Origin of the sequence: Saccharothrix sp. HUAS TT1, from assembly GCF_040744945.1 — a bacterium.
Classification (GTDB): Bacteria; Actinomycetota; Actinomycetes; order Mycobacteriales; family Pseudonocardiaceae; genus Actinosynnema.
This window is the reverse complement of record NZ_CP160453.1, coordinates 1,083,225-1,109,560: the sequence shown is the minus strand read 5'-3', so window position 1 is coordinate 1,109,560 and position 26,336 is coordinate 1,083,225. Positions and strand designations below refer to the sequence as shown.

Below are 26,336 nucleotides of genomic sequence, written 5' to 3'. Positions count from 1 at the left end.
ACTGACCGGTACGGTAGACGCCATGACCGGGCGAGGCGCGTCGGACGATGACGAGCAGCAGGACCACGGTCGTGGCTCCGGGCGCCTACTGCTGGTAGCGGCATTGGCGCTCGCGCTCGGCGCCGCGGCGGTGCTGGTGCTGAGCGACAACGCCCGCTGGCTGAGGTTGGCCGTGGTCGCCGCCCTGTGGGCCGCGCTGGTCGGCGCGTTCCTCGCGGCGCGCTACCGCAAGCAGATCGCCGAGCGCGACGACGAGGTGGCCGACCTGCAGTCGGTCTACGAGCTGGAGCTGGAGCGCGAGATCGCCGCGCGGCGCGAGTACGAGCTGGAGGTCGAGGCCGAGACCCGCAAGCGGGTGCAGGACGAGGCCAAGGACGACCTGGACGCGCTGCGCGGCGAGCTGCGGGCGCTGCGGGAGAACCTGGAGGCACTGCTCGGCGGCGAGGTGCTGGTCGAGCGGGTGGCGCTGCGCGCCGAGTCGACCCGGATGCGCGCCCTGTCCGACCAGTCCCGGCTGATGGCGGTGGGCGACAAGCGGATCATCAACGCCGGCCCGGTCGCGCCCGTCACCACGAAGGCCGCGGAGAAGCCGCAGGTCGACCGCACCGAGCTGATCGAGCGGGTCAACGTCGAGACGCCGCGCAAGGAGCAGGTCCGGCGCCCCGAACCCGCGCGCCCCGAGCAGCCCGCGCGGCGCGAGCCGACGCCGCCGGTGCGCCGGGAACCGGCCAGGGCCGCGGCGCAGCCACGCCCGACGCCGCCGGTGGTCGTGCGGCGGGAGGCGGCTCAGGTGGACCCGACGGAGCGGGTGAGCCGGGAAGCGGCGGCGCGGTCGACGCCGCCCGCGCCCGCCGGTCGACCGGCGGAACCCGCCGAGCGGTCCCGGCCGGCCGAGCCGTCGAAGACCGAGCACACCGTGCAGCGGCGCAGCCGGGTGGCCGAGCGGACCGAGATGATCAGCCGGGACGCGCTGGCCGAGGGCGCGGCGCGGCGGCCCGAGGTGACCGGTGGCGCCGTGCGGCGGACGCCCGGTCGGCCGGAAGCGCCCGCCGAACGGGCTGCCGGCGCTGCCGGTGAGGCGCGTCGGCCGTCGACCGCGCGGGCGGAGCTGACCGGCGAGCACCGGCCGGTGGAGGTGCGGCGGCCTGCGACGCGGGCCGAGTTGACCGGTGAGCACCGCCCGGTGGTGCGGGCCGAGCCGGTCGCCGACCAGGCCCGTCGACCCGCGGCACGGGCCGAGTTGACGGGCGAGCACCGCCCGGTCGAAGCGCGTCGGCCCGCGGCACGGGCCGAGTTGACCGGTGAGCACGTGCCGGTGGTCGTGCGGCCGGAACCGGTGGTCGGGCGGCCGGCGGAGCCGGTGCGCCGGACGGGTGGCGAGGACGTCGGCGGGTCGCGCCGGGCGGCCGAACCCGCCGGTGGGCACCGCCCCGTGGCGGGCAAGCCGGAGCCGACCGGTGGGCGGGCGGCCGACGCCGCCGTCGCGTCGAGCCCCGGGGCCGCCGGCGCGGCGTCGTCCGAGGGTCGTCGTCGGGCGGCCGAGGCGGCGGTGGTCGAGCCGGCGGGCGAGTCGGGCGGTCGTCGTCGGGCCGAGGAGCACTGGGACTCGTGGGAGGACGGCGCCAAGCCGGCCGGCAGGCGCAGCGCGCCGGAGCCGGTCGAACCGGCCGGGGCGCACGCGGACGGCAAGTCGGTCAGCGAACTGCTCGCCGCGTTCGGCGGGGCGGACTCACCGCGCCGCCGTCGCCGCCGCGACGACTAGCCCTACTTGTCGATGTCGCCGACGACCACGGCGAACGACCCGAGCACGGCGGGCAGGTCGGCCACCGCCGTGCCGGGCAGCAGGGCGGACAGCGCCTGGACGTTGTTGAACGACGGCGTGCGCAGCTTCAGCCGCCACGGCGTCTTCTCGCCCCGTGACGACAGGTGGACGCCGGACGTGCCCAGCGGGGCCTCGACCCACGTGTAGACCGAGCCCTCCGGCGCCTTGATCGCCTTGGGCAGCCGCAGGTTCACCGGACCGCCCGGCAGCCGGTCCAGGCACTGGCGGGCGAGGGCGACGGACCGGTGGACCTCGTCCACCATGCAGCGGACGCGGGCCAGGGCGTCGCCCTCGGTCCGCACCACGGGCCGGACGTCCAGGTCCCGGTAGCCGGGCAGCGGGTCGTCGCGGCGCAGGTCGAAGTCCACTCCGGACGCCCGCCCGATCGGACCGGTGACGCCGAACGCGAGCGCGGCGTCCCGGGTCAGCACCCCGATGCCCGCCAACGCCTCCGGCGCCACACCGGGGTCCACAGTGGACAGGACGTCGCGCACCCGGTCGGTCCAGCCGGCGGGGACGTCCTCGCGCAGGCCGCCGATCCGGTTGAACATGAAGTGGATGCGACCGCCGGACGCCTCCTCCAGCACGGCCTGCACGGCGTCCCGGTCGCGGGCGCCGGTGAGCGGCGCGAGGAACACCAGGTGCGCCATGATCCGGTTCAGCTCGCACAGCAGCACGCGCAGCGCCTGGGCGCGGGCCGGGACGTCCATGCCGGTCATCCGCTCGACGGCCAGGGCGACGGCCAGCTCGTTGCAGAACGCGGCGAGCCAGTCGTGCCGGTTGGCGAGGGTGAGCACCTGCCGGTAGTCGCGGACCTCGAACAGCTTCTCCGCGCCCCGGTGCAGGTGCCCGACCAGCGGTTCGGCGGCGGTGATCACCTCGTCGTCGCGGACGGTGAGCCGCAGCCGGTACGCGCCGTGCGCCGACGGGTGCAGGGGGCCGAGGTCGACCACCCGGTCGACCCCGAGGTGCCGCGCGCCCGCACCGACGCCAACGGTGATCTCCACCCGGCCATCGTCGCACGGTCGCGCCGTCGTGCCCGGTCAGGGCCGGTCGGCGGTGATGGCGAACAGGAAGCAGCCGTGGGAGGCGCTGCGCACCTGGACCTCGGCCACCTCGGGGTCGTCCAGCAGCGCGGTGACGCGGTCGGCGAGGTCGGCCGGCCGCGCGACCTCGCCGCCGCGGATGCGGCCGTCGGCGGTGTAGGCGCGCAGCGTCCTGGGCGCGTGGCGGAACGCCTCCGGGAACTCCGCCGTGCTCGCCGGCCCCTCGCACGGCTCGGCGTGCGCGAACACCGGACCCACCTCCTCGTACGGGCCGACGCCCGCGGTGGGGGTGTGGCGGAACAGGACGACCGGCTCGCCCGGAGCGGCTTTGCGCAGGCAGCAGCGCAGCGGCGCGCCGGGGGAGTCGGGGTGCAGCTCGTGGTGCTCGTCCGTGCCGGCGAGTCGGCGGGCGCGGTCGAGGACGTCGGCCGGCAGGGCGTGGATTCTCATGCGCTCGACCCTGGTGCGGGACGCGCGACGTCGCCGGCGGTCTTCGGCCGTCGGGGTCACCAGACCGGGCGGATGCCGCCCTCGGCGCCGGCCAGGTAGGTCTCCATGCCCTCGCGCAGGGCGGCCAGCCGCTCGGCGCCGACGAGGTCGGCGAACTCCTGCTCCAGCTCGGCCCACAGCTCGTCGGCGAAGCGGAGGTAGGAGCGGCCCTTGCCGGTCAGCCGCAGGGAGTGCGCGCGGCGGTCGGTCGGGTGCGGGGTGCGGTGGACGTAGCCCCAGTCGACCAGCTCGGCGACGGTCCTGGTCGCGGCCTGCTTGGAGACGCCCAGGTGCGCGGCGAGGTCGACGGCGGTGGCGGAGGGCTGGGCGGCGAGGTAGCGGAAGACGAAGCCGTGCGCGGGGCGCAGCGGTTCGAGGTCGCGCTCGGCCAGCCGGTCGTGGAACCGGTCGGTCATCGCGCGGAACGTCCTGGCCAACAGCATCGACACGGGTTCCACGGTCGCCTAGTCTGCAACTAGACAACCAAGTTGACTAGTTTGGAGAAGGATGTTCGAGCGCCACGGCTTCGTGTTCCACCCGCACGCCACCCCGTCCCGGGGTGGCAGCACGCAGATCGCCCTGTGGACCGTCGAGGTGCCGGCGGGGGCGGTGAGCGAGCGGCACCAGGTCGACAAGGAGGAGGTGTTCCACGTGGTGGCGGGTCGGGTGACCGTCAACGACGTGGAGGCGACCGCCGGTGACACCGTCGTGGTGCCGCCGGGCGTGGAGTTCCAGCTGGTCGGCGGACCGGCCAGGGTGCTGGTCGCCACGTCGGTCGGGATCACCGGGTCGGTGGGGGACCGGCGGATCACCCCGCCCTGGTCGCTGTAGGGCTCACGGCCGCCAGGGCGGCAGGGGCGGGAGCAGGGACGACACGGGCACGCCGACCCCGTGCAGCAACCACCCGAACGACCCCAACCCGCCCTCCGCCCGCAACTCCGCCACCCGTGAAGCCCTCTCCGCCGCCACCAGCCACGCCGCCCCGCCCGCCGGGCTCAACCGCACCCCCGATCCCGCCTCCGCCCCACCCCGAACCCCGACCATCTCTGTCCCGCCCCGAGCCCCGATCACCTCTGTCCCGCCCCGAACCCCGGCCGCCGGACTCGGCCCGCTCGACCTGCCAGGCCCGGCCGCCGGGTTCACCCTCCCGTCCAACCCCAGCGCACCCAGCGCGTCCCGCTGCGACACCAGCACCCACTCGCCACCAACCGCCTCGGCGCACGCGTCCAGCGCCACGTGCGCGGTCAGGTCGCAGCTCCCGTCGAACACCGGCTCCACCCGCCGCCCACCCCGGTAGGCCGCGAACGTCCCCGCCGCGTACCGCCCCGCGACCCGGTCCGCCCGCACGTGCCCGTAGTCCACCGCCAACGCCGCCCCGCGCACCACCCGCGCCACCGCGTCCGCCCAAGCCGCGTCCCGCGGCGAGCCGATCTCCGCCCTCTCCCCCTCCCGCACCGGCCACCACCGATCCAACCAAGGATCGGACAACGGCCCCGTGACCACCGGGCAAGGCACCGCGTCCAGCCACTCGTGCCCCACCAGCAGCCCGCACACCGACGACGGCAGGTCCGACCGCCACCGCACCCCCGCCACCGACCGCGCCGGCCCGACGTCCACCGCCGTCACCACCAGCCGCGCCCCCAGCGACCCCGGCCCCGACGACCCCGGCGCCAGCGACCGCACCGCCGCCGACAGCTCCCCACCGCCCGCCCCGACGTCCACGAAGTCCAGCCGCGCGGGCCGGCCGAGGGCGAAGTCCACCCGATCGAGCAGCACGAGCAGCGCTTCGGCCAGCTCAGGACCGACCAGCGGCGCGGTGCGGAAGTGGTCGGCGGGCACCTCGCCGCGGGTGAAGAAGCCCGACGGCCCGTACAACGCCTCACGCCACAGGGCTTCCGGGTCAACCATCGGTCAAGTGTCCCTTTAGAGTTCCCCTCCGTGACCACTCCCGCCCGCAAGCGCGTCGACCAGCACCGCTGGACGGTCCTGCTCCCGGTCTTCGGCCTGATCGCGCTGGGCGTGTGCGGACTGGTCCTCTTCGGGCTCGGCACGAGCCGGACCGGCCTGCTGCCGATCCTGGTGGGCGCGCTGGCCGCGCTGCTGCCGGTCCTCGCGGTGATCGGCGCCTACCTGTGGATCGACCGCTGGGAGCCGGAACCGGCGAGGATCCTGCTCTTCGCCTTCGCCTGGGGCGCGTGCGGCGCGACGGTCACCTCCCTGGTGTTCAACCAGACCGCGCACGTGCTCGGCCAGCTGATCAACGGCGGCGACGGCAGCACGTTCGCCGCCGTGATCGGCGCGCCGATCACCGAGGAGGCCGCGAAGGCGGCGTTCATCGTGTTCCTGTTCCTGCGCCGCAGGCAGGAGTTCGACGGCGTGGTGGACGGCGTGGTCTACGCGGGCGTGACGGCCGCCGGCTTCGCGTTCACCGAGAACATCTGGTACTTCGCCCGCGTCTTCTCCGACAGCGGCTTCGGCGACCTGAGCAGCGGCGTGATCGCGCTGTTCATCCTGCGCGGCGTGCTCTCGCCGTTCGCGCACCCGCTGTTCACGTCGATGACCGGCATCGGGATCGGCATCGCGGCCATGACCGCGAACCGCGGGCTGCGGGTCGTGGCGCCGGTCCTCGGCTACCTCGGCGCGGCCGGCCTGCACTCGCTGTGGAACTTCTCCACCACGGTCGGCACCGGCTCGACGTTCATCAACCTGTACTTCCTGATCATGGTGCCGATCTTCGCGGGCATGGCGCTGATGGTGGTCTGGCAGCGCCGCCGCGAGCAGCGGATCGTCGCCGGGCAGCTGCCCGCCATGGCCGCCAACAAGTGGATCGCCTCCAGCGAGGTCACCCTGCTGGCGAGCCTGCAGGGCCGCAGCCGGTGGCGCCGCACGGTCAAGCGCAAGGTCGGCGACCAGGCGGCCAAGGCGGTCGCGGGCTACCAGGTGGCCGCCACCGAACTGGCGTTCCTGCGCCACCGGATGGCCAACGGCACCGCGGGCCCCGGTGCGGAGGAACGTCACGCGAAGCTGCTCGCCGCCCTCGTCGCCGCACGTCAGGCCGCCGTCGAGGCGCCGGGCGCGCTGAAGGCCGCGGGTGGCGTTCGTCGCAGTTGACGGTCTGCCACAACGCACCGGATTACGCTCGCGGCCGTCGTCCGGTACCCGAGCATCGGGCCTGGAACGCCGCTCTGAAGGAGTACGTCGCATGGACGCGACCCCCCGCCCCGCGCGGTTGGCCGTGGGAGTGGTCTCGGCCGGCCGGGTGGGTTCGGTGCTCGGCGCCGCGCTGTCCCGGGCCGGACACGTCGTGAGCGCCGTCGCCGCCGTCTCCCGCGACTCGCTGCGCCGCGCCGAGGAACTGCTGCCGGACGTGCCCGTGCTGCCGCCGCCGGACGTCGCCGCCGCCGCCGACCTGGTGCTGCTGGCCGTGCCGGACGACGAGCTGCCGGGCCTGGTCCGCGGCCTGGTCGCCACCGGTTCGCTGCGCGCCGGGCAGATCGTCGTGCACACCAGCGGCGCCCAGGGCGTCGAGGTGCTGCGGCCCGCCGCCGAGCTGGGCGCGCTGTGCGTGGCGCTGCACCCCGTCATGACGTTCACCGGCCGCCCGGAGGACGTGCAGCGGCTGAACGCCTGCTCGGTCGGCATCACCGCGGCCGACGGCGACGAGATCGCCTGGAGCGTAGGCGAGGCGCTGGTGGTGGAGATGTCCGCCGAACCGGTGCGGGTGCCCGAGGCCGCCCGCCCGCTCTACCACGCCGCCCTCGCGCACGGCGCGAACCACCTGATCACGCTGGTCGCCGACTGCGCGGACCTGCTGCGCGACGCGGGCATCGGCGACGCCGAGCGGATGCTCGGCCCGCTGCTGTCCGCCGCCCTGGACAACGCCCTGCGGCACGGCGACCGCGCCCTGACCGGTCCCGTCGCGCGCGGCGACGCCGGCACCGTGGCCAAGCACCTGGCGGTGCTGGCCGACAGCGACACCCTGCCCGCGTACCGGGTCCTCGCGCTGCGCACCGCGGCGCGCGCCCGGGCCGCCGGGCTCCTCAAGCCCGAACTCGCGTCCGAAGTCCGCACCACCCTAGAGGGACAGGCATGACCAAGCCGCTCACCAAGGACGACTACACGCCCGGCGACGTGACGGTGCACCGCGACCCGGACCGGCTGCGCCGCGTCACCAGGGCGTTGAAGGCGGCGGGCCGCAACATCGCCCTGGTGCCGACCATGGGCGCGCTGCACGAGGGCCACCGCAAGCTGATCCGCGAGGCGCAGGTCATGCAGAACACCGTGGTCGTCGTCTCGATCTTCGTGAACCCGACCCAGTTCGGGCCGGACGAGGACTTCGACCGCTACCCGCGCAGCTTCGACTCCGATGTGGACACCTGCCGCGAGGAGCGGGTCGGCCTGGTGTTCGCGCCGTCGGTGGACGACATGTACCTGCCCGGCAGCACGGTCACCGTGCACCCCGGCCCGCTCGGCGACGAGCTGGAGGGCCGGACCAGGCCCGGCCACTTCGCCGGCGTGCTGTCCGTGGTCGCCAAGCTGTTCAACGTCGTCCAGCCCACCTACGCGGTGTTCGGCGAGAAGGACTACCAGCAGCTCACCCTGATCCACCGGATGGCGCGCGACCTGAACTTCCCGCTGGACGTGGTCGGCGTGCCGACCGTGCGCGAGCCGGACGGCCTGGCGCTGTCCTCGCGCAACCGCTACCTGTCCGACGAGGAGCGCGCCGCCGCGACCGCGCTGTCCGCCGCCCTGGTGGCGGGCGCGTACGTCAGCGGCCAGGGTGCGGACGCCGTGCTCGGGGCCGCGCGGGACGTCCTCGCCGCCGCGCCCGGCGTCGACCTCGACTACCTGGAGCTGCGGGCGCCCGACCTGGGCCCGGCCCCGGAGAACGGCGACGCCCGTCTGCTGGTGGCCGCCCGCGTCGGCTCCACCCGACTGATCGACAACGCCGCCGTGCTGCTCGGCGCCGGTGACGAGTAAGGGGACCGCCATGTTCCGCACCATGCTCAAGTCGAAGATCCACCGGGCCACCGTCACCCAGGCCGACCTGCACTACGTCGGCTCGGTCACGGTGGACGAGGACCTGATGGAGGCCGCCGACCTGCTGGCCGGCGAGCAGGTCGCGATCGTGGACGTCACCAACGGCGCCCGGTTGGAGACCTACGTCATCCCCGGCGACCGGGGCACCGGCGTGATCGGCATCAACGGCGCGGCGGCGCACCTGGTCAAGCCGGGCGACCTGGTGATCCTCATCGCCTACGGGCAGATGGACGACGCCGAGGCGCGGGTGTACGAACCGAAGGTGGTCTTCGTCGACGCCGGCAACAAGGTCGTCGAGCTCGGCGCGGACCCGGCCCACGCCCCGGAGGGCTCGGGGCTGGTGAACGGGTCGACGTCCGCGCCGGAAGCGGCGCCGGCGGAGACCGAGGACGCGGCGGCGCTGGACGCGTTGATCCAGGCCGAGGACTAGTAGGGGGACCACGCAGTGCTGCTCGCCATCGACGTCGGCAACACCAACATCGTGCTCGGCCTCTACGACGGCACGGGCGACTCCGCCGCGCTGGTCCGGGACTGGCGGATGCGCACCGACGCCCGGATGACCGCCGACGAGCTGGCGCTGACCATGCGCGGCCTGCTCGGCGAGTACGCCGACGAGATCACCGGCATCTCGGCGCTGTCCACCGTGCCCGCGGTGCTGCGCGAGCTGCGGGTGATGCTCGGCCGGTACTACTCGGCGGTGCCGAAGGTGCTGGTGGAGCCGGGCGTGCGGACCGGCGTGCCGCTGCTGGTGGACAACCCCAAGGAGGTCGGCTCCGACCGGGTGATCAACACGCTGGCGGCGCACCACCTGCACAGCACGGCGTGCGTGGTGGTCGACTTCGGCACGTCCACGAACCTCGACGTGATCTCCGCCAAGGGCGAGTTCCTCGGCGGCGCGCTGGCGCCGGGCATCGAGATCTCGGTGGACGCGCTGGCGGCGCGCGCCGCGCAGCTGCGCAAGGTCGAGCTGGTGCGGCCGCGGTCGGTGATCGGCAAGAACACCGTGGAGTGCCTGCAGTCCGGCATCGTCTACGGGTTCGTCGGCCAGGTGGACGGCCTGGTCCGCCGGATCGTGGACGAGCTGCAGCTCAGCGAGCCGGGCCCGGTCGCGGTGATCGCGACCGGCGGCCTCGCGCCGCTGGTGGTGTCCGAGTCGGCCACCATCCAGTCGCACGTCCCGGACCTGACCCTGCTCGGCCTGCGCCTGGTGTTCGAGCGCAACCGGGCCTGACGGTCAGGCGACGCGCCGGCAGCGCTTCACGTAGGTGGTCAGCGGGAACCCGAACTCGCCCTCGGCGGTCTCGGGGCGCGACTTGAGGAAGCCGAGGACGCGCTCGTTCAGCGCGTCCCGCTCCTCGGCCGGGATCACCAGCAGGTGCGAGTGCGTGTTGATGGTCGCCACCGCGGACTCGGCGGTGCGCCGGTGCACGTGCTTGAAGACGCGGTTCTCGGCGTCGGAGAACAGCTCGTGCTCCGGCACCGGGTCGGTCCGCACGTCGGGCACGGCCACGCTGCCCCGGGCGACCTCGATGAACTCCGCCACCCATGGCACCGACTCGTCGAAGTCGTTCCACAGCGCGGCGAGCACGCCGCCCGGCCGCAGCACCCTGGCGATCTCCGCCATCGCCCGGTCCGCGTCGAACCAGTGGAACGCCTGCCCGACCACGACCGCGTCCACCGTGCCGCCCGGCAGCGGGATCCGCTCCGCGCTGCCGGGCAGCGCGCGTGCCGGGCCGTGGTGGCGCACCAGTTCCGACAGCATCCCCTCGTTCGGCTCCACGGCCGTCACGTGGTGGCCCTCGGCGAGCAGGCCGCCGGTCAGCTTGCCGGTGCCGGCGGCCAGGTCCAGCACGTCGCGCGGGCCGTCGCCCAGCGGTTCGAGCGACCACCGGATGGCCTCGGCCGGGTAGCCCGGCCGGTGTTCCTGGTAGGCGGAGGCGTGCGCGCCGAAGGAGTTCGCGCGCAGGGCCCGCAAGTCGTCTCCCGTCACCGCACCGAGCCTAGTGAGATCCGGTTCGATTTCCCGAGTGGTCTTTCCGTACCCTGCGTCGTGTGAGTGAGCAGCCAGCGACCGGTTCCGCGACCAGCGACGACGATCTCCCCGAGCAGCTGAGGGTGCGCCGGGAGAAGCGGGCGCGACTGCTGGAACGCGGCGTCGATCCCTATCCGGTCGAAGTCCCGCGCACGCACACCCTGCGAGAGGTGCGCGACGCTCATCAGGGGTTGGAGCCGGACACGTCGACCGGCGAAGTGGTCGGGGTGACCGGCCGCGTCATGTTCATCCGCAACACCGGCAAGCTGTGCTTCGCCACGCTGCGCGAGGGCGACGGCACCGAACTCCAGGCCATGCTGAGCCTGAACGGCGTCGGCGAGCGGGCGCTCGCCGATTGGAAGTCCGACGTCGACTTGGGCGACCACGTATTCGTGCACGGCGAGGTCATCACGTCCCGGCGCGGTGAACTCTCCGTGATGGCCGACGCGTGGGCGATCGCGGCGAAGGCGCTGCGGCCGCTGCCGGTCGCGCACAAGGAACTCGCCGAGGAAACCCGCATTCGGCAGCGGTACGTGGATCTGATCCTGCGCGAGCAGGCCAGGAACACGGTCCGCAACCGGGCCGCGGTGGTGCGCTCGTTGCGGGAGTCGTTCCACCGGCGCGGTTTCGTCGAAGTCGAGACGCCGATGTTGCAGACGTTGCAGGGCGGCGCCTCCGCCCGGCCGTTCGTCACCCGCTCGAACGCGCTCGACATCGACCTGTTCCTGCGGATCGCGCCGGAGCTGTACCTGAAGCGGTGCGTGGTCGGCGGTATCGAGAAGGTCTTCGAGATCAACCGCAACTTCCGCAACGAGGGCATGGACTCGTCCCATTCGCCCGAGTTCTCGATGCTGGAGTACTACGAGGCGTACGCCACCTACGACACCAACGCCGTGCTGACCCGGGAGCTGATCCAGGAAGCCGCGCTGGCGGTCGCGGGTTCGCACGTGGTGACGTTGGCCGACGGTTCCGAGTACGACCTCGGCGGCGAGTGGACGACGTTGAGCATGTACGAGTCGTTGTCCGACGCGGCCGGTGAAGAAGTCACGCCCGAAACTTCTTCGGAGCGGCTGCGAGCGCTCGCCGACAAGCACGGCCTGGAGCCGGACCCGAAGCTCGGGCACGGCAAGCTGGTCGAGGAGCTGTGGGAGCACCTGGTCGGTGACGCCCTGCACGCGCCCACGTTTGTCCGCGATTTCCCGGTGGAGACCTCGCCGCTCACCCGTCAGCACCGCAGCCGGCCGGGTGTGGCCGAAAAGTGGGACCTGTACGTGCGCGGTTTCGAGTTGGCCACGGGATACTCGGAACTGGTGGACCCGGTGGTGGAGCGGGAGAGGCTGGAAGCCCAGGCCCGCCTTGGCGCGACCGGTGACGTCGAGGCCATGCCGGTCGACGAAGACTTTCTGCGATCACTGGAGTACGGAATGCCACCGAGCGGCGGTGTCGGAATGGGCATCGACCGGCTGCTGATGGCGCTCACCGGTCTCGGTATCCGGGAGACGATCCTGTTCCCCCTCGTGCGCCCGGAATGAGTAACTTCTCGGACTCCGGGCGGCGCATTCCAGCAGTTGTGCGCTAACCTGCACTCGCCAATGCTTTAGGTCGCGGTCGGGGAGCAACACCGCGCATTCGAGTCCAGGAGGATACGCATGGCGCAGAAGGTCACCGTGACCCTGGTCGATGACCTGGACGGTGGGAAGGCGGAGGAGACGGTCGGCTTCGGATTGGACGGTGTGTCCTACGAGATCGACCTTTCCGCGGGCAATGCGGGCAAGCTCCGCGACGCTCTCGCCGACTTCGTCGCCAGTGCCCGCAAGGCGGGTGGCCGCAAGCGCGGTCCGGGTCGTCCGGCCGGTGTGAAGGCGGCTCGTCCCGCTTCGGCGGATCGTGAGCAGAACCAGGCCATTCGGGAGTGGGCGCGCAAGCAGGGGATGAAGGTCTCCGATCGCGGGCGCATCCCGGCCGAGGTGCTGGAGGCTTACCACCAGCAGGGCTGACGAAGTCATTGACGTGGCGCAGACCACGGCAATTACGTCGATCGACGAAGGGGCGCCGGATTCCTCCGGCGCCCCTTGGTTGTTTTTCGCCACCTTCCAGGGGTGGTCGAAGATCCATTTCGCGGACGCGCCGGGTGATCTCCGGTTCGACCGTTCGGCGGCACGCTCCGTGCCCGGTGGGGACCACACCGTGTTCGGTTAGGCTCACCTCACCAGATGTCGGGTCGCCGTGGGAGGAGCAGCGCCTTGGCCCTCCGCAGCGCCCGGCTGGCCCTGCTCGTCGGGCTCCTCGCCCTGGTAGCGCTCGCCAGCGTGGCCATCGGCGCGAAGGACATCCCGATCGCCGACGTCTGGCACGCGCTGACCGCGCCGACCGGCGCGGAGAACGACCTCGTCGTCCGCGAGCTGCGGGTGCCGCGCACGCTGCTCGGCATCGCGGTCGGCGTCGCGCTGGGCGTCGGCGGCGCGCTGATGCAGGGCCACACCCGCAACCCGCTGGCCGACCCGGGCATCCTCGGCGTCACCCAGGGCGCGGCGTTCGCCGTCGTGCTGTCGATCTTCACGCTGGGCGTGAGCAGCCTCTACGGGTACGTGTGGTTCGCGTTCGCCGGCGCGCTCGTGGCCAGCGTGGTGGTGTTCCTGCTCGGGTCGGGGCGGTCCGGGCCCACGCCGGTGACGCTGGCGCTCGCCGGCGCGGCGGTCAGCGCGCTGATGCAGGGGCTGGTGTCCGCGCTGGTGCTGCTCGACCGGCAGAGCCTGGACGCGTTCCGGTTCTGGCAGGTCGGCGGGCTCGCCGGGCGCGACCTCGCGCTGCTGTGGCAGGTGCTGCCGTTCCTGCTGCTCGGGCTGGTGCTGGCGGCGGCCAACGCGACCGGGCTGAACGCGCTGTCGCTCGGTGACGACGTGGCCAGGTCGCTCGGCCGGCGGGTGGCGCTGACCAGGGTCGTCGGGGTGGTGGCGACGACGTTGCTGGTGGGCGGCGCGGTGGCGGTGTGCGGGCCGATCGGGTTCCTCGGGCTGGTCGTGCCGCACGCGGCGCGGGCGTTGACCGGGCCGGACCACCGGTGGCTGCTGCCGTTCGCCGGGGTGATCGGCGCGATCGTGCTGCTGGTCGCCGACGTCGTCGGCCGGGTGGTGGCCAGGCCGGGTGAGCTGGAGGTCGGGGTGGTGCTGGCGCTGGTCGGCGCGCCGTTCTTCATCGCGCTGGTGCGGCGGCGGAAGCTGGTGCGGCTGTGAGCGCGGGTTTCCGGCTGGGGCCGGTGTCCGGGCCGCTGCGGTGGCGGCCGTTCGCCGTGGTGGTCGTCGGGCTGGCGCTGGTGGTGCTGGCGGGCGCGGTGGGCGTGGCCCGCGGCGACTACCCGATCCCGCTGGGGCAGGTGTTCGACGTGCTGCTCGGCGACGGGGCGCGCGGGCAGCGGTTCATCGTGCTCGACCTGCGCCTGCCCCGGGCGTTGACCGGGGTGTTCGTCGGCGCGGCGCTCGGCGTGGCGGGCGCGGTGTTCCAGTCGATCGCGCGCAACCCGCTGGCCGGCCCGGACATCCTCGGGGTGACGTGGGGGGCGGGCGCCGGCGCGGTCACCGTGATCACGTTCGCCGGGTCGTTGGGCGCGGTCGGCGGGGCGACGGCCTCCGTCGGCGTGCCGCTGGCGGCCCTCGGCGGCGGGCTGCTGGCCGGGCTGCTGGTGTACGGGCTGGCGTGGCGGCGGGGGATCGAGGGGTTCCGGCTGGTGCTGGTCGGCATCGGCATCACGGCGGTGACCGGCAACTTCACCCACTACCTGCTGACCGTCGGCGACGTCACCGACGCGGCGCGGGTGATGGTGTGGATCACCGGGAGCCTGAACGGGCGCGGCTGGGAGCACGTCGTGCCGGTTGGGCTGGCGCTGGCGGTGCTGATCCCGGCGGCCCTGGTCGGGACCCGGCTGCTGGGCGCGCTCCAGTTCGACGACGACACCGTGCGCGGGCTCGGCGTGCGGCTGAACGGCGCCCGGACCGCGATGCTGCTGATCGCGGTCGTGCTGGCGGCCGTGGCGACGGCGTCCGCCGGTCCGGTCGCGTTCGTGGCGCTGGCGTCGCCGCAGATCGCGCTGCGGGTGGCCGGGACCGCCACGCCGCCGCTGCTCGGGTCGGCCGTGGTCGGCGGGCTGCTGGTGGTGGTGTCGGACCTGGTCGCGCGGCTGGCGTTCGGCGGGTTCGAGCTGCCGGTCGGCGTGGTGACCGCGGTGCTCGGCGCGCCGTACCTGATGTACCTGCTCGTCCGCAGTCGCCGGGAGGCACGGGTATGACCGCTGTTCGGCTGCAGGCGCAGTCGCTGTCCGTCGGGTACGGCGAGCGGCTGGTGGTGTCGGAGCTGGACCTGGACGTGCTGTCCGGTTCGGTGACGGCGGTGATCGGGCCCAACGGGTGCGGCAAGTCCACGTTGCTGCGCGCCCTGGGTCGGCTGCTGCCCGCCCGTTCGGGCGCGGTGGTGCTGGACGGCAAGCGGATCGACCGCACGCCGACCCGCGAGGTGGCGAAGGTGCTGGCGACGCTGCCGCAGTCGCCGCAGGCGCCCGAGGGGCTGACGGTCGCCGAGCTGGTCGCGCGCGGGCGGCACCCGCACCAGGCGTGGTACCGGCAGTGGTCGCCGGAGGACGAGGCGGCGGTGGCGTCGGCCCTGGAGATGACGGGGATGGCGGAGCTGGCCGAGCGGACCGTGGACGAGCTGTCCGGCGGGCAGCGGCAGCGGGCCTGGATCTCGATGGCGCTGGCGCAGGGGACCGACCTGCTGCTGCTGGACGAGCCGACGACGTACCTGGACCTGGCGCACCAGGTCGACGTGCTGGACCTCGTGCAGCGGCTGCACCGGGACTTCGGCCGGACCGTGGTGATGGTGCTGCACGACCTGAACCTGGCCGCCCGCTACGCCGAGCGCCTGGTCGCGATGAAGGACGGCCGGATCGTGGTCGCCGGACCGCCCGCCGACGTGCTGACCGAGCCGAACCTGCTGGACGTCTTCGGCCTGGACGCCCGCGTCGTCCCCGACCCGGTCTCCGGCACCCCGCTGGTCATCCCGATCGGCCACCGCCACCGCCACCCCGAACGCTGACCCGCGAGTCGAACGCTCACGTCCCGCGTGTCGAACGCTCAGGACCCCCGAGTTCAACGCTCACGTCCGGGCAGGCGTGGTCCTGAGCGTTGAACTCGGGGGTCCTGGAGGTTCGACTCGCGGGACGTGGAGGTTCGACTCGCGGGTCAGCAGACGCGGGGGCAGGTGGCGCAGGCTTCGGCGTTCGGCAGGACGTAGTGGAAGCAGCAGCTCTCGCGGCGGCGGGTCCAGCCGGTGTCGGTGGCCCTCAGGGTCGAGCCCGAGGTGAACGGGTCGAGCTTGGCGGGCAGCAGCAGCGCCGCGTCCAGCACGCCCGCCGTCTCGTCGCCGCACAGCTGCCCCGCCGTCCACGCCGCGCTGTCCAGCGCGTCCGTGGCCGCCGCCCACAGCATCCGCCGCCCCAGCCGCACGGTCGGCCCGAACGCGCCGACGAACTGCGCGCTGTGCGCCGCGAACCGGGCCCGCAGCAACGCCGCCAGCGCCGTCTCGTCGGCCACCACGCTCGCCGTCGGGTGGTCGGCCTCCGGGTCGTCGGGCAGGCACGCGAAGTCGTCGTTGAGCAGCGCCACGCCGATGACGTGCGGCCGGCCCTCGGCCGGCAGCTTCACGGCCAGGTCGGCGGGCCGCAGCGACGGCACCCGCCGCGCGGCGTGGAACAGCAGCCCGCCCAGCACGCCGACGACGTTGAGGTACCAGCTCATCACGTACCCGGCGGTGGTGCGGTCCGGCGCCTCGCCGTACTGCTCGCGCAGCCACTCGGCCAGCGCCTTGCGCCAGGCGTCGAACCGCTCCGGCTGGCCCATGAAGTCCGCGCACGGCACCCAGTCGCCGCGGTCGGCGGGCAGGCCGAACCTCAGTTCGAAGCCCTCGTACACCGACACGCCGGCCAGGGTCCGCGCGACGGGCGCCGTCACGTCGCCCTCGGTGGCCTGCAGCGGTACGGTCATGTCCAGAAGGTCCTCGTCGGCTCGAACGGGTTGAGGCTTGCCTAACCTTACCCAGGTTCGCCTAACTCGCACCCGGTCGGTGACCCCGGTCACCCCCGATGTCGCCGAACGGTTGAATGTTCGCGTTCAGCGGACAAAGCCCGATTCGTGGAATCTGCCTGGCAGATCACGCGTTGGTACCGATGTCAGAGATCCCCGAAGACGGCTGCCTGCGATCGGGAACTGAGAGTGGCGGGACTGACGACTACAGTGGTCCCACGGTGCCGCGCTCTCCACGGTCAGCCAGACGGTCAGCCAGTGGTGAGCCCGAGGACCGCCGGCGCAGCAGTCAGGGAGTGCGAATGTTCGAAAGGTTCACCGACCGCGCGAGGCGGGTGGTTGTCCTGGCCCAGGAAGAGGCCAGGATGCTCAACCACAACTACATCGGCACCGAGCACATCCTCCTGGGGTTGATCCACGAGGGTGAAGGTGTCGCCGCCAAGGCGCTGGAGTCGTTGGGGATCGCGCTGGAGGGCGTCCGCCAGCAGGTCGAGGAGATCATCGGCCAGGGTCAGCAGGCCCCATCCGGCCACATCCCCTTCACCCCGCGCGCCAAGAAGGTGCTCGAGCTGTCGCTGCGCGAAGCGCTGCAGCTGGGGCACAACTACATCGGCACGGAACACATCCTGCTCGGCCTGATCCGCGAGGGCGAGGGCGTCGCGGCGCAGGTGCTGGTCAAGCTCGGCGCCGACCTCAACCGGGTGCGCCAGCAGGTCCTCCAGCTCCTGTCCGGCTACTCCGGCGGCAAGGAGCCGGCCGAGTCCGGTGGCCGCGGTGAGGGCACCCCGTCCTCGTCCCTGGTCCTCGACCAGTTCGGGCGCAACCTGACCGCCAGCGCGCGGGAGGGCAAGCTCGACCCGGTGATCGGGCGCACCAAGGAGATCGAGCGGGTCATGCAGGTGCTGTCCCGCCGCACCAAGAACAACCCGGTCCTGATCGGCGAGCCCGGCGTGGGCAAGACCGCCGTGGTCGAGGGCTTGGCCCAGATGGTGGTCAAGGGCGAGGTGCCCGAGACGCTGAAGGACAAGCAGCTCTACACGCTGGACCTGGGTTCGCTGGTCGCGGGCTCGCGCTACCGCGGTGACTTCGAGGAGCGCCTGAAGAAGGTGCTCAAGGAGATCCGCACGCGCGGCGACATCATCCTGTTCATCGACGAGATCCACACCCTGGTGGGCGCCGGCGCGGCCGAGGGCGCGATCGACGCCGCGTCGATCCTCAAGCCCATGCTGGCCCGCGGTGAGCTGCAGACCATCGGCGCGACCACCCTCGACGAGTACCGCAAGTACGTCGAGAAGGACCCCGCCCTGGAGCGCCGGTTCCAGCCGATCCAGGTCGGCGAGCCGTCGCTGGAGCACACGATCGAGATCCTGAAGGGTCTGCGGGACCGGTACGAGGCGCACCACCGCGTCTCCATCACCGACTCCGCGCTGGTCGCCGCCGCCACGCTGGCCGACCGGTACATCAACGACCGGTTCCTGCCGGACAAGGCGATCGACCTCATCGACGAGGCGGGCGCGCGGATGCGCATCCGCCGGATGACCGCGCCGCCGGACCTGCGCGAGTTCGACGAGAAGATCGCCGACGTGCGCCGGGACAAGGAGTCCGCGATCGACGCGCAGGACTTCGAGCGCGCCGCCAAGCTCCGCGACCAGGAGAAGACGCTGCTCGGCCAGAAGGCCGAGCGGGAGAAGCAGTGGAAGGACGGCGACCTCGACGTCGTCGCCGAGGTGGACGACGAGCAGATCGCCGAGGTGCTGGCGAACTGGACCGGCATCCCGGTGTTCAAGCTCACCGAGGAGGAGACCACCCGTCTGCTCCGCATGGAGGACGAGCTGCACAAGCGGATCATCGGCCAGACCGATGCCGTCAAGGCCGTCAGCCAGGCGATCCGCCGCACCAGGGCGGGTCTGAAGGACCCGAAGCGCCCGTCGGGCTCGTTCATCTTCGCCGGCCCGTCCGGCGTCGGCAAGACCGAGCTGTCGAAGGCGCTGGCGAACTTCCTGTTCGGCGAGGACGACGCCCTGATCCAGATCGACATGGGCGAGTTCCACGACCGCTACACGGCGTCGCGCCTGTTCGGCGCCCCTCCCGGCTACGTCGGCTACGAAGAGGGCGGCCAGCTCACCGAGAAGGTGCGCCGCAAGCCGTTCTCCGTGGTGCTGTTCGACGAGATCGAGAAGGCGCACCAGGAGGTCTACAACACGCTGCTCCAGGTGTTGGAGGACGGCCGCCTGACCGACGGTCAGGGCCGGACGGTGGACTTCAAGAACACCGTCATCATCTTCACGTCCAACCTGGGCACGTCGGACATCAGCAAGGCCGTCGGCCTCGGCTTCACCTCGGGTCAGGACACCGCGTCCAACTACGAGCGGATGAAGAACAAGGTCAACGACGAGCTGAAGAAGCACTTCCGGCCCGAGTTCCTGAACCGCATCGACGACATCATCGTCTTCCACCAGCTCACGCAGGACCAGATCATCAAGATGGTGGACCTGATGATCGCCCGCGTCGAGCAGCAGCTCAAGAACAAGGACATGGCGATCGAGCTCACGGATCGCGCGAAGATGCTGCTGGCCAAGCGCGGGTTCGACCCCGTGCTGGGCGCCCGGCCGCTGCGTCGCACGATCCAGCGCGAGATCGAGGACCAGCTGTCGGAGAAGATCCTGTTCGGGGAGATCCAGCCCGGCCAGATCATCATCACCGACGTCGAGGGCTGGGACGGCGAGTCCGAGGCCGACGACAAGGCGCACTTCACCTTCCGCGGCGAGACCAAGCCGCTGCGGGTGCCGGACGCCCCGCCGGTCGACCTCGCGGCCTCCGGTGGCGACTCGGGCGGTGACGCGGACTCCGAGTCCGCGTGACGACCGACACCTGACGCGCTGCGCAACGCCGAAGCGCCCCCTGGGACCTCCTGGGGGGCGCTTCGGCGTGTGCGGGCGAAGTCAGTGCAGGGTGCCGGCGGTGGTCCGCAGGTCGGCGGACGTGGTCAGCGACGTGCGGACGATCAGGTCCAGCGCCCGCGCCGTGGTGGCGACCGGCAGGCTCGGCTGGTCGCGCCCCTCGGCCTGCTCCGGCGAGAACGGCACGTGCACGAACCCGGCCCGCACGCCCGGGTGCTCGGTCGCAACTAGGTGCATCAGCCCGTAGAACACGTGGTTGCACACGAACGTGCCCGCCGTGTGCGACACCGACGCCGGGATGCCCGCCGCCTCCACCGCCGCCACGCACGCCTTGACCGGCAGCCCGGTGAAGTACGCCGCCGGCCCGCCGGGCACGACCGGCTCGTCGACGGGCTGCGCGCCCGCGTTGTCCGGTATCCGGGCGTCGTCCAGGTTGACCGCGACGCGCTCCGGCGTGACGCCGACCCGCCCGCCCGCCTGGCCCACGCACACCACCAGGTCGTACCGGCGGGCGGCCAGGGCCTCGCGCAGCGCGGCGAGCGAGTCGCCGAACGCGCACGGCAGGCGCAGGGTCGTCAGCCGGTAACCGTCCGGTTCCACCGCGTCGACCGCGTCCCACGACGGGTTGGCGACCTCGCCGTCGAACGGTTCGAAGCCGGTCAGCAGCACGTCCACTCGGGCAGACTAGATCGCGTGGTCGACATCGAGGAACGCCGCACCAAGCGCAAGGGGACCACCTTCCTGCTGGTGTCGGCGGCCATCGCGTTCCTGCTCGCGGCGTTCACCCGGCTGCTCGGCATCGACGGCACCCGGCACATGCTCGCCACCACCGCCCTGACCCCGTACTTCACGGCGGCCGGCGTGGCGCTGGGCCTGCTCGCGCTGCTGCTGCGCCGGTGGGCGGTCGGCACGGTGGTGCTGCTGGTCGCGGTGGTGCTGGTGGCCGCGGTCGCGCCGCGCGCGTTCCCCGACTCGCGGCCGGTCGGCGTCGGCCGGGAGGTCACCGTGATGGCGTCGAACCTGCTGGTCGGCAAGGCCGAGGCGAAGGCGGTCGTGGCGGCGGTGAGGGCGCACGACGTCGACGTGCTCGCGCTGCAGGAGCTGACGCCGGAGATGGTGCTCGACCTGGACCGCGCCGGCCTGGGGGAGGTGCTGCCCCACCGGCACTTCCTGGACGAGCCGGGCGGCTCCGGGTCCGGCGTCGCGTCCCGCTACCCGCTGTACCCGCGCCTGCTCACGCCGCCGAGCACGCTGCGGCAGGCGGGCGCGCTGGTCGACCTGCCGGGCGAGGACCTGGAGGTGCTGTCCGTGCACCCCATGCCGCCGGTGGTGGATGACGGGCCGGAGGACTGGCAGCGGGACCTGGCGGGCCTGCCGGAGCGGGAGCTGGGCGGTCCGGTGCGGGTGCTGGCGGGCGACTTCAACGCCACCCTGGACCACGTCGGCCTGCGCAGGCTGCTGAACAGCGGTTACGTGGACGCGGCCGACGAGGTCGGCGAGGGCCTGAACCCGACGTGGCCCAGCGGCGCGGTGTGGCCGCCGCCGGTGGCCATCGACCACGTGCTGGTGGACGCCCGGTGCCCGGTGGACGAGTTCACCGTGGTGGACATCCCCGGCTCGGACCACCGGGCGGTGGTCAGCCGATTCGTCGTGCCAGCTCCGTGATGGCGGCGAGCGCGCCCATCGGCAGCGACACCCCGCGCCCGTGCCGCACCTCCGGCTCGCGCGGGTTCACCCTGATCAGCGCGCCCGAGGCGGCCGACGCCAGCTCGGCCTGGCGGCGCACCGCGGGCAGCGCCTGACCCGCGCCGAACTCCAGCACGACCAGGCCGCGCTGGGCCCGCCGCCACTGCGCCAGCGCGTCCAGCGCCTTCTGCGACGGCCCGCCGACCCACGACCAGTCGCCGAACATGAGGATGTTCGGCCGCGCCAGGCCACCGCAGTTGCGGCACGACGGCAGCGGCCCGGTGGCGCGCATCGACGCCGGGTCGACGTCCACCACGACGTCGTCGGCGGGCCACACGTCGTCCGTGCACGGCTCCACGCACTGCAGGTGGTGGATCGACCCGTGCACCTCGGCCACGTCGGCGAACCCGGCCCGCTGGAACTGCCCGTCCACGTTCGACGTGAACACCCGCGCGCCCCACTCCCGCAGCACGCGGAAGCCGTCGTGCGGCACGGTGCGCCGGTACAGGTCGAGCCGGTGCCCGTAGAAGCCCCACGCGAGCGTCGGGTCCGCCGCGAAGTGCGCCGGGTCGGCCAGCTCCTCGAACCGCAGCCCGAGCCGCTCGTAGGGCGGGTACGCCTGCCAGAAGCCGGTCGAGCCGCGGAAGTCGGGCAGGCCGGAGTCCACGCCCATCCCGGCCCCCGCGCACACCAGCAGCGCGTCGGCGGACTCGATCAGCTCCGCCGCGCGGTCCAGCGCCTCGTTCACCCCCGCCGGGTCACTTCTTCGCGTGGGAGCTGAGCACGACCTCGAACTCCAGCAGGTCCGAACCGGTGCCCACGGGCTTGGCGCGCTCGCCGGAGTGCGCCTCCTTGGCCCGGCCGCCCATCCAGTTCTGGAAGTCCTCCTCGGACTCCCACTGGGTCACCACGAAGTACCGGTCGTCGCCCTTGACCGGCCGCAGGAGCTGGAAGCCGAGGAAGCCGGGCTCGGAGTCGACCGCGCCGAGCCGCGCGGCGAACCGCTTCTCCAGCTCGGGGCCGGAGCCGTCGGGCACGTGGATCGCATTGATCTTCACAACCGCCATGACCTCGACGTTACCGCAGGACGCCCGGGTCAACGACGCAGCGGGCCGGGGAACAGGTGCTCGTCGGCGGGAACCTCGTCGCCGCGGAACCAGGCGGCGAAGAAGCCGTCCAGGTCCTGGCCCGAGACCTGCTCCACGTGCGCCTCGAACTCGGGCCACGACGCGTTGCCGTCCCGGTTCGCGGTCGTCCAGTCCTCGAGCACCCGGTCGAACGCCGGGTCGCCGACTTGGCGGCGCAGCGCGTGCAGGGCGAGCTGGCCCTTGTCGTAGACGCCCTTGAACTCGTTGCCGCGGCCCATGTCGTAGAGCTCGCGCCCCCAGTACGAGTCCCGGTCGCCGACCCGCTCGACCTCGGCGAGGTACCGCTCGTCCAGGTCAACCCCCTCCTTCGCCTCGGCCCACAGCCACTGGGCGTAGGAGGCGAAGCACTCGTTCAGGCAGATGTCGGCCCAGTTCTCCACGGTGACCGAGTTGCCGAACCACTGGTGCGCGTTCTCGTGCACGACGGTGTCCAGGTCGGCCCACCCGGCGTAGATCGGCCGGGTCTGGGTCTCCAGCGAGAAGCCGATGTCGTCGGCCAGGAAGATCCCGCCCGTCGCCTCGAACGGGTACGGCCCGAACTTCTCGGCCAGGAACGCCAGCACCTCGGGCAGCCGCTGCTGGTGCCGGCGGGCGTTCTGCGCGCCCGGCGCGTAGGCGTCCACCACGGGCGTGCCGTCGGGCAGGGTGGAGCGCTCGACGGTCCACCTGTCGATCGCGACCGTGGTCAGGTAGGTGGCCATCGGCCGTTCGGCGACCCAGCGGAACGACGTCCAGCCGTCCGCGCTGGTCGAGCCCCGCTCGACGCCGTTGGACACCGCCGACCAGCCGTCCGGCACGCGCGCGGTCACCGCGAACGCCGCCTTGTCGCGCGGGGTGTCGTTGGCCGGGAACCAGGTGGTGGCGGAGTGCGGTTCGCCGGCCGCGAACGCGCCGCCGCCGGCGGAGACCTGCCAGCCGCTGCGGCCCAGCGCGCGGTCCTCCACCACGGTCGGCTCGCCGCCGTAGGTGACGGCGGTGGTGAACTCCTCACCGGCGCGCAAGGGGGTCCGGGGCTCGACGACCAGCTCGTGGTCGCCCTCCTGCCGGAAACCGGCGTCCTGCTCGCCCACGGTCACCCCGGTGACCTCCAGCCGGTGCAGGTCGAGGTTGAACCGGGACAGGTCGGCGGTCGCCCTCGCGGTGATCCGCGCGACGCCGTCCAGCCGCCGGGAGGGCGGGTCGTAGCTGATCGACACGTCGTAGGCGGTGACGTCGTAGCCGCTGTTGCCGTCCTGCGGGTAGTACGCGTCACCGGCGCCGTCGCCGCCCTCGGCGTTCACCACCGACGGCGTGGCGCCGCCGGTCGTGGTCGGCGTCGCGGCCGGTCGGTCCCGGGGCAGCCTGGCCACCACGATCCCGGCGACCACCAGCACCAGGACGAGGACGAGGAGGTACGGGCGCGCCTTGGAGCTGATGGCCATGCCGACATGATGCACGCATGAGCGTTGCGGAGTTCGGGGGATCGGGGCAGGGCATCCTGCTGCTGCACGGGCTGATGAGCAGGGCGAGCACGTGGTGGACGGTGGCGCAGTGGCTCAAGCCGCACGGGAGGGTGGTGGCGCCGGACGCGCGCGGGCACGGCCGCAACCCGGTGCGCGGGCCGTTCCGGACGGAGGACTTCGTCGCCGACGCGGTCGAGGTGATCGAGCGGCACGACCTCGCGCCCGCGGTGGTGATCGGGCACTCCATGGGCGGGCTGCACGCGTGGGCGCTCGCCGCGAGCCGGCCCGACCTGGTGCGCGCGGTGGTGGTCGAGGACGTGGTGCCGGACAACACCGGCCGCACGGTCGAGGACTGGAAGTGGTACTTCGACGCGTGGCCGGCCGCGTTCGAGTCGTTGGCGCACGTGCGGACGGTGGTGGACGTGCCGCGGGTGGAGGAGATGTTCGAGGAGCGCGAGGACGGCTGGCACCTCATCGCGCACCTGCCCGACCTGTACGAGATCGCCTCCGAGTGGGGCGAGCGGTCCTACTGGGACGTGGTGGCGGCGGTCCGCTGCCCGATGCTGGTGGTCGAGGCCGGTCGGGGCGGGCTGCGGGCCGGGCAGATGGCGGAGGTGGCGCGCCGGACCGGCGCGTCCTACGTGTTCGTGCCGGAGTCCGGGCACGTCGTGCACGACGAGGCGCCGGAGGTCTACCGGGGCGCGGTGGAGGCGTTCCTGAGCGGGTCGATCGCGCCGGTCTGAGTGTCCACGACGGCCAGTTCGCGGGTCTTGGCCCGGATCGGGGTGATCGGGTGCAGCTCGGCGAACGCGGCCCGCACGTCCTCGTCCTCGCCGTCGAGGAGCCGGCAGTGCGGCACCCAGTTGCCCGGCAGGTGCTGCGCGGCCGGGTGCTTCACCCGACCGGCGAGGACGTCGTGCACGGTCGAGTGCACCGCCAGCAGCTCGCCGTCCACGACCGCGCCGAGCTGGAGGGCGGTCCCGGTGGCGCTGAGGGTGTGCAGCCAGACGTCGGGCAGCCACAGCCGGGACAGGTCCTCGCGCAGCTCGGCGCGCACCTTGGGCCCGATCGTGCCCGCCGCCGCGTAGGTCAGGTGCGGCGGCAGCTCGGACCGCGCGCCGATCCGCCGCCACAGCGCGCGCACGGCGCTGTCCGCCTCGGCGTCGAAGAACACCACCAGCGCGTGCACGGTCAGTGCTCCCCGGGCAGCGCGAACAGGCCCGCGGCCGTCTGCTCGACCAGGCCGTCGACCAGCAGCGAGTGCAGGCACCGGTCCCGCTGGCCCGCGTCCGACCACACCAGGTCGAGCCGGTCCTTCGCGACCGGCTCGGCCGTGCCGCGCAGCACGTCCAGCAGCAGGCCGCGCACCTGCCGGTCGGTGCCCGCGAACTTCTGCACGGCCTTGGCCGGGCCGTCGTAGGCCGGGCGGCCGTTCAGCTGCCACGCGCACTCGGCGAGCACCGGGCAGTCGGCGCACTTCGGCGCGCGGGCCGTGCAGACCAGCGCGCCCAGCTCCATCAGGGCGGCCGAGTAGCGGGCGGCGTGCTCCTCGGGCAGGAGGGCTTCGACATCGCGGAGGTCCTTCGAGGTCGACGGCGGGCCGGCGTCGCCCGCGCCGTGCACGGCCCGCGCCACGACCCGGCGCACGTTGGTGTCGACCACCGGGCACTTCTGGCCGTAGGCGAACGCCGCCACCGCCCGCGCCGTGTACGCGCCGATGCCCGGCAGGGCGAGCAGCACGTCCACGTCGCTCGGCACGACGTCGCCGTGCTGCCCGGCGATGGCCTGGGCGGCGGCGTGCAGCCGGAGGGCCCGGCGCGGGTAGCCGAGCTTGCCCCAGGCGCGCAGCACCTCGCCCTGGCTCGCCGCCGCCATCGCCGACGGCGTCGGCCAGCGGGCCAGCCACTGGAGCCAGATCGGCTCCACCCGGGCCACCGGGGTCTGCTGCAGCATGATCTCGCTGACCAGCACACCCCAGGCGGTGCACTCCGGCCGGCGCCAGGGCAGGTCGCGGGCGGTGTCGGCGAACCAGTCGAGGAGTAGTTCGGCGTCCAGGCTCATAGCGCCGAACAGTGTCCCACGGCGGTCAGACGACCTCGGTCAGCTCTCCGGTGTGCACGTCGTAGACGAAGCCGCGCACGTTGTCGCGGTGCGGGAGGAAGGCGCTGGCGCGCACCCGGTTCACCGAGCCGCGCACGCTGTCCTTGACCTCGCGGAACGCCTCGACCGACCACGTCGGCCGCAGGCCGGAGTCCTGCTCCAGCTCGTCCTTGAAGTCGTCCTCGGTGACCAGCTGGAGGCCGCAGTTCGTGTGGTGCACCAGCAGCACCTCGCGGGTGCCGAGCTTGCGCTGGCTCAGCGCCAGGGAGCGGATCACGTCGTCGGTGACGACGCCGCCCGCGTTGCGCAGGACGTGCGCCTCGCCCTGCTTGAGGCCGAAGATCTCGAACACCCGGATGCGGGAGTCCATGCAGGTCAGGATGGTCACCTGCATCGAGGGCTTCGGCGACGACCGGTCGCCGGGCACGATGTTGCCCAGTTCGTCGTTGCGGCGGAGCAGCTCGTCGATCGCGGTCATCGCAAACCTCCCGTGTTTCCCTGGGATTGGAACCCGACTCCCGGATGCCGGCAAGCCGATCGGGGCGAACCTCACGTCCACC

General features: G+C 73.0%; 29 protein-coding genes. 16 read left to right on the top strand and 13 right to left on the bottom strand.

What is annotated here, in order from left to right:
* Positions 1-22: 22 nt before the first annotated feature.
* Positions 23-1,762, top strand: coding sequence for a DUF6779 domain-containing protein (locus AB0F89_RS05415; protein ID WP_367133168.1), 1,740 nt, complete (start codon positions 23-25; stop codon positions 1,760-1,762).
* A gap of 2 nt (positions 1,763-1,764) precedes the next feature.
* Here the strand turns inward: AB0F89_RS05415 and AB0F89_RS05410 are convergent, their stop codons facing one another.
* The 3 genes from AB0F89_RS05410 to AB0F89_RS05400 are packed head-to-tail and all read right to left on the bottom strand — an operon-like array spanning position 1,765 to position 3,800.
* Positions 1,765-2,829, bottom strand: coding sequence for an NADH-quinone oxidoreductase subunit D (locus AB0F89_RS05410; RefSeq protein WP_367133166.1), 1,065 nt, complete (start codon positions 2,827-2,829; stop codon positions 1,765-1,767).
* A 36-nt stretch (positions 2,830-2,865) separates the two neighbouring features.
* Positions 2,866-3,318, bottom strand: coding sequence for a DUF1203 domain-containing protein (locus AB0F89_RS05405; protein ID WP_367133164.1), 453 nt, complete (start codon positions 3,316-3,318; stop codon positions 2,866-2,868).
* 56 nt (positions 3,319-3,374) lie between these two features.
* On the bottom strand, positions 3,375-3,800 hold the full coding sequence (locus tag AB0F89_RS05400; protein WP_367138717.1) for a MarR family winged helix-turn-helix transcriptional regulator: 426 nt from the start codon (positions 3,798-3,800) through the stop codon (positions 3,375-3,377).
* A gap of 64 nt (positions 3,801-3,864) precedes the next feature.
* Between AB0F89_RS05400 and AB0F89_RS05395 the strand changes: the two genes are divergently transcribed.
* A complete protein-coding gene (locus AB0F89_RS05395; protein ID WP_367133162.1) occupies positions 3,865-4,188 on the top strand; it encodes a cupin domain-containing protein in 324 nt (107 codons plus the stop codon).
* 3 nt (positions 4,189-4,191) lie between these two features.
* Here the strand turns inward: AB0F89_RS05395 and AB0F89_RS05390 are convergent, their stop codons facing one another.
* Positions 4,192-5,265 (bottom strand): SAM-dependent methyltransferase, encoded by a 1,074-nt coding sequence (locus tag AB0F89_RS05390; protein WP_367133160.1) that lies wholly within the window; start codon positions 5,263-5,265, stop codon positions 4,192-4,194.
* 30 nt (positions 5,266-5,295) lie between these two features.
* Here AB0F89_RS05390 and AB0F89_RS05385 point away from each other — a divergent pair, with 30 nt between their 5' ends.
* The 5 genes from AB0F89_RS05385 (at position 5,296) to AB0F89_RS05365 (ending at position 9,628) form a co-directional block, all read left to right on the top strand.
* Positions 5,296-6,468 (top strand): PrsW family intramembrane metalloprotease, encoded by a 1,173-nt coding sequence (locus AB0F89_RS05385; protein WP_367133158.1) that lies wholly within the window; start codon positions 5,296-5,298, stop codon positions 6,466-6,468.
* A gap of 91 nt (positions 6,469-6,559) precedes the next feature.
* A complete protein-coding gene (locus AB0F89_RS05380) occupies positions 6,560-7,450 on the top strand; it encodes a Rossmann-like and DUF2520 domain-containing protein (RefSeq protein ID WP_367133156.1) in 891 nt (296 codons plus the stop codon).
* Positions 7,447-8,337: a pantoate--beta-alanine ligase gene (gene panC / locus AB0F89_RS05375; protein ID WP_367133154.1), complete on the top strand. Its 891-nt coding sequence runs from the start codon at positions 7,447-7,449 to the stop codon at positions 8,335-8,337. The genes AB0F89_RS05380 and panC overlap by 4 nt, the downstream gene beginning before the upstream one ends.
* Positions 8,338-8,347: 10 nt before the next feature.
* Positions 8,348-8,827, top strand: a complete 480-nt coding sequence (gene panD / locus AB0F89_RS05370; protein ID WP_367133152.1) for an aspartate 1-decarboxylase — start codon at positions 8,348-8,350, stop codon at positions 8,825-8,827.
* Between the two features lie 15 nt (positions 8,828-8,842).
* Positions 8,843-9,628, top strand: a complete 786-nt coding sequence (locus tag AB0F89_RS05365) for a type III pantothenate kinase (protein WP_367133150.1) — start codon at positions 8,843-8,845, stop codon at positions 9,626-9,628.
* A gap of 3 nt (positions 9,629-9,631) precedes the next feature.
* On the opposite strand, the gene AB0F89_RS05360 is transcribed toward AB0F89_RS05365, so the two are convergent.
* A complete protein-coding gene (locus AB0F89_RS05360; protein ID WP_367133148.1) occupies positions 9,632-10,387 on the bottom strand; it encodes a class I SAM-dependent methyltransferase in 756 nt (251 codons plus the stop codon).
* Positions 10,388-10,449: 62 nt separating this feature from the next.
* Here AB0F89_RS05360 and lysS point away from each other — a divergent pair, with 62 nt between their 5' ends.
* The 6 genes from lysS to AB0F89_RS05330 all read left to right on the top strand — a co-directional run bounded on the left by lysS (position 10,450) and on the right by AB0F89_RS05330 (position 15,514).
* The gene (lysS, locus tag AB0F89_RS05355; RefSeq protein WP_367133146.1) at positions 10,450-11,961 is read left to right on the top strand and encodes a lysine--tRNA ligase; all 1,512 of its coding nucleotides are present in this window, start codon (positions 10,450-10,452) and stop codon (positions 11,959-11,961) included.
* Between the two features lie 117 nt (positions 11,962-12,078).
* Positions 12,079-12,426, top strand: a complete 348-nt coding sequence (locus tag AB0F89_RS05350; protein WP_367133144.1) for an Lsr2 family protein — start codon at positions 12,079-12,081, stop codon at positions 12,424-12,426.
* A gap of 13 nt (positions 12,427-12,439) precedes the next feature.
* Complete coding sequence (locus AB0F89_RS05345; RefSeq protein ID WP_367133142.1) at positions 12,440-12,628, top strand: hypothetical protein; 189 nt, start codon at positions 12,440-12,442, stop codon at positions 12,626-12,628.
* Positions 12,629-12,642: 14 nt separating this feature from the next.
* Complete coding sequence (locus tag AB0F89_RS05340; RefSeq protein ID WP_367133140.1) at positions 12,643-13,662, top strand: FecCD family ABC transporter permease; 1,020 nt, start codon at positions 12,643-12,645, stop codon at positions 13,660-13,662.
* The gene (locus AB0F89_RS05335; protein ID WP_367133137.1) at positions 13,659-14,711 is read left to right on the top strand and encodes a FecCD family ABC transporter permease; all 1,053 of its coding nucleotides are present in this window, start codon (positions 13,659-13,661) and stop codon (positions 14,709-14,711) included. Before AB0F89_RS05340 ends, AB0F89_RS05335 begins: the two co-directional genes overlap by 4 nt.
* A complete protein-coding gene (locus AB0F89_RS05330; RefSeq protein WP_367133135.1) occupies positions 14,708-15,514 on the top strand; it encodes an ABC transporter ATP-binding protein in 807 nt (268 codons plus the stop codon). Before AB0F89_RS05335 ends, AB0F89_RS05330 begins: the two co-directional genes overlap by 4 nt.
* Before the next feature lie 146 nt (positions 15,515-15,660).
* On the opposite strand, the gene AB0F89_RS05325 is transcribed toward AB0F89_RS05330, so the two are convergent.
* A complete protein-coding gene (locus AB0F89_RS05325) occupies positions 15,661-16,461 on the bottom strand; it encodes a (2Fe-2S)-binding protein (protein ID WP_367133133.1) in 801 nt (266 codons plus the stop codon).
* Between the two features lie 341 nt (positions 16,462-16,802).
* Here AB0F89_RS05325 and AB0F89_RS05320 point away from each other — a divergent pair, with 341 nt between their 5' ends.
* Entirely contained in the window at positions 16,803-19,361 is a 2,559-nt protein-coding gene (locus AB0F89_RS05320; protein ID WP_367133132.1) for an ATP-dependent Clp protease ATP-binding subunit, read from the top strand.
* 81 nt (positions 19,362-19,442) lie between these two features.
* Here the strand turns inward: AB0F89_RS05320 and pcp are convergent, their stop codons facing one another.
* A complete protein-coding gene (gene pcp / locus AB0F89_RS05315; RefSeq protein ID WP_367133130.1) occupies positions 19,443-20,075 on the bottom strand; it encodes a pyroglutamyl-peptidase I in 633 nt (210 codons plus the stop codon).
* 18 nt (positions 20,076-20,093) lie between these two features.
* On the opposite strand from pcp, the gene AB0F89_RS05310 reads away from it, so the two are divergent.
* On the top strand, positions 20,094-21,065 hold the full coding sequence (locus AB0F89_RS05310) for an endonuclease/exonuclease/phosphatase family protein (protein WP_367133128.1): 972 nt from the start codon (positions 20,094-20,096) through the stop codon (positions 21,063-21,065).
* Here AB0F89_RS05310 and AB0F89_RS05305 read toward each other — a convergent pair.
* From AB0F89_RS05305 to AB0F89_RS05295, 3 genes are read right to left on the bottom strand one after another with little or no spacing between them, the layout of a single operon-like run.
* Positions 21,037-21,834, bottom strand: a complete 798-nt coding sequence (locus tag AB0F89_RS05305; RefSeq protein ID WP_367133126.1) for an NAD-dependent deacetylase — start codon at positions 21,832-21,834, stop codon at positions 21,037-21,039. The two genes, AB0F89_RS05310 and AB0F89_RS05305, sit on opposite strands and share 29 nt — an antisense overlap.
* Before the next feature lie 10 nt (positions 21,835-21,844).
* Complete coding sequence (locus AB0F89_RS05300; RefSeq protein WP_367133124.1) at positions 21,845-22,153, bottom strand: antibiotic biosynthesis monooxygenase; 309 nt, start codon at positions 22,151-22,153, stop codon at positions 21,845-21,847.
* Positions 22,154-22,182: 29 nt separating this feature from the next.
* Positions 22,183-23,655, bottom strand: a complete 1,473-nt coding sequence (locus AB0F89_RS05295) for a M1 family metallopeptidase (protein WP_367133122.1) — start codon at positions 23,653-23,655, stop codon at positions 22,183-22,185.
* 17 nt (positions 23,656-23,672) lie between these two features.
* Here AB0F89_RS05295 and AB0F89_RS05290 point away from each other — a divergent pair, with 17 nt between their 5' ends.
* Positions 23,673-24,419 (top strand): alpha/beta fold hydrolase, encoded by a 747-nt coding sequence (locus AB0F89_RS05290; RefSeq protein WP_367133120.1) that lies wholly within the window; start codon positions 23,673-23,675, stop codon positions 24,417-24,419.
* On the opposite strand, the gene AB0F89_RS05285 is transcribed toward AB0F89_RS05290, so the two are convergent.
* From AB0F89_RS05285 to AB0F89_RS05275, 3 genes are read right to left on the bottom strand one after another with little or no spacing between them, the layout of a single operon-like run.
* A complete protein-coding gene (locus tag AB0F89_RS05285) occupies positions 24,368-24,865 on the bottom strand; it encodes a 2'-5' RNA ligase family protein (RefSeq protein ID WP_367133118.1) in 498 nt (165 codons plus the stop codon). The two genes, AB0F89_RS05290 and AB0F89_RS05285, sit on opposite strands and share 52 nt — an antisense overlap.
* 2 nt (positions 24,866-24,867) lie before the next feature.
* Complete coding sequence (locus tag AB0F89_RS05280) at positions 24,868-25,737, bottom strand: A/G-specific adenine glycosylase (protein WP_367133116.1); 870 nt, start codon at positions 25,735-25,737, stop codon at positions 24,868-24,870.
* 25 nt (positions 25,738-25,762) lie between these two features.
* On the bottom strand, positions 25,763-26,254 hold the full coding sequence (locus AB0F89_RS05275; protein ID WP_367133114.1) for a beta-class carbonic anhydrase: 492 nt from the start codon (positions 26,252-26,254) through the stop codon (positions 25,763-25,765).
* Positions 26,255-26,336: the final 82 nt, after the last annotated feature.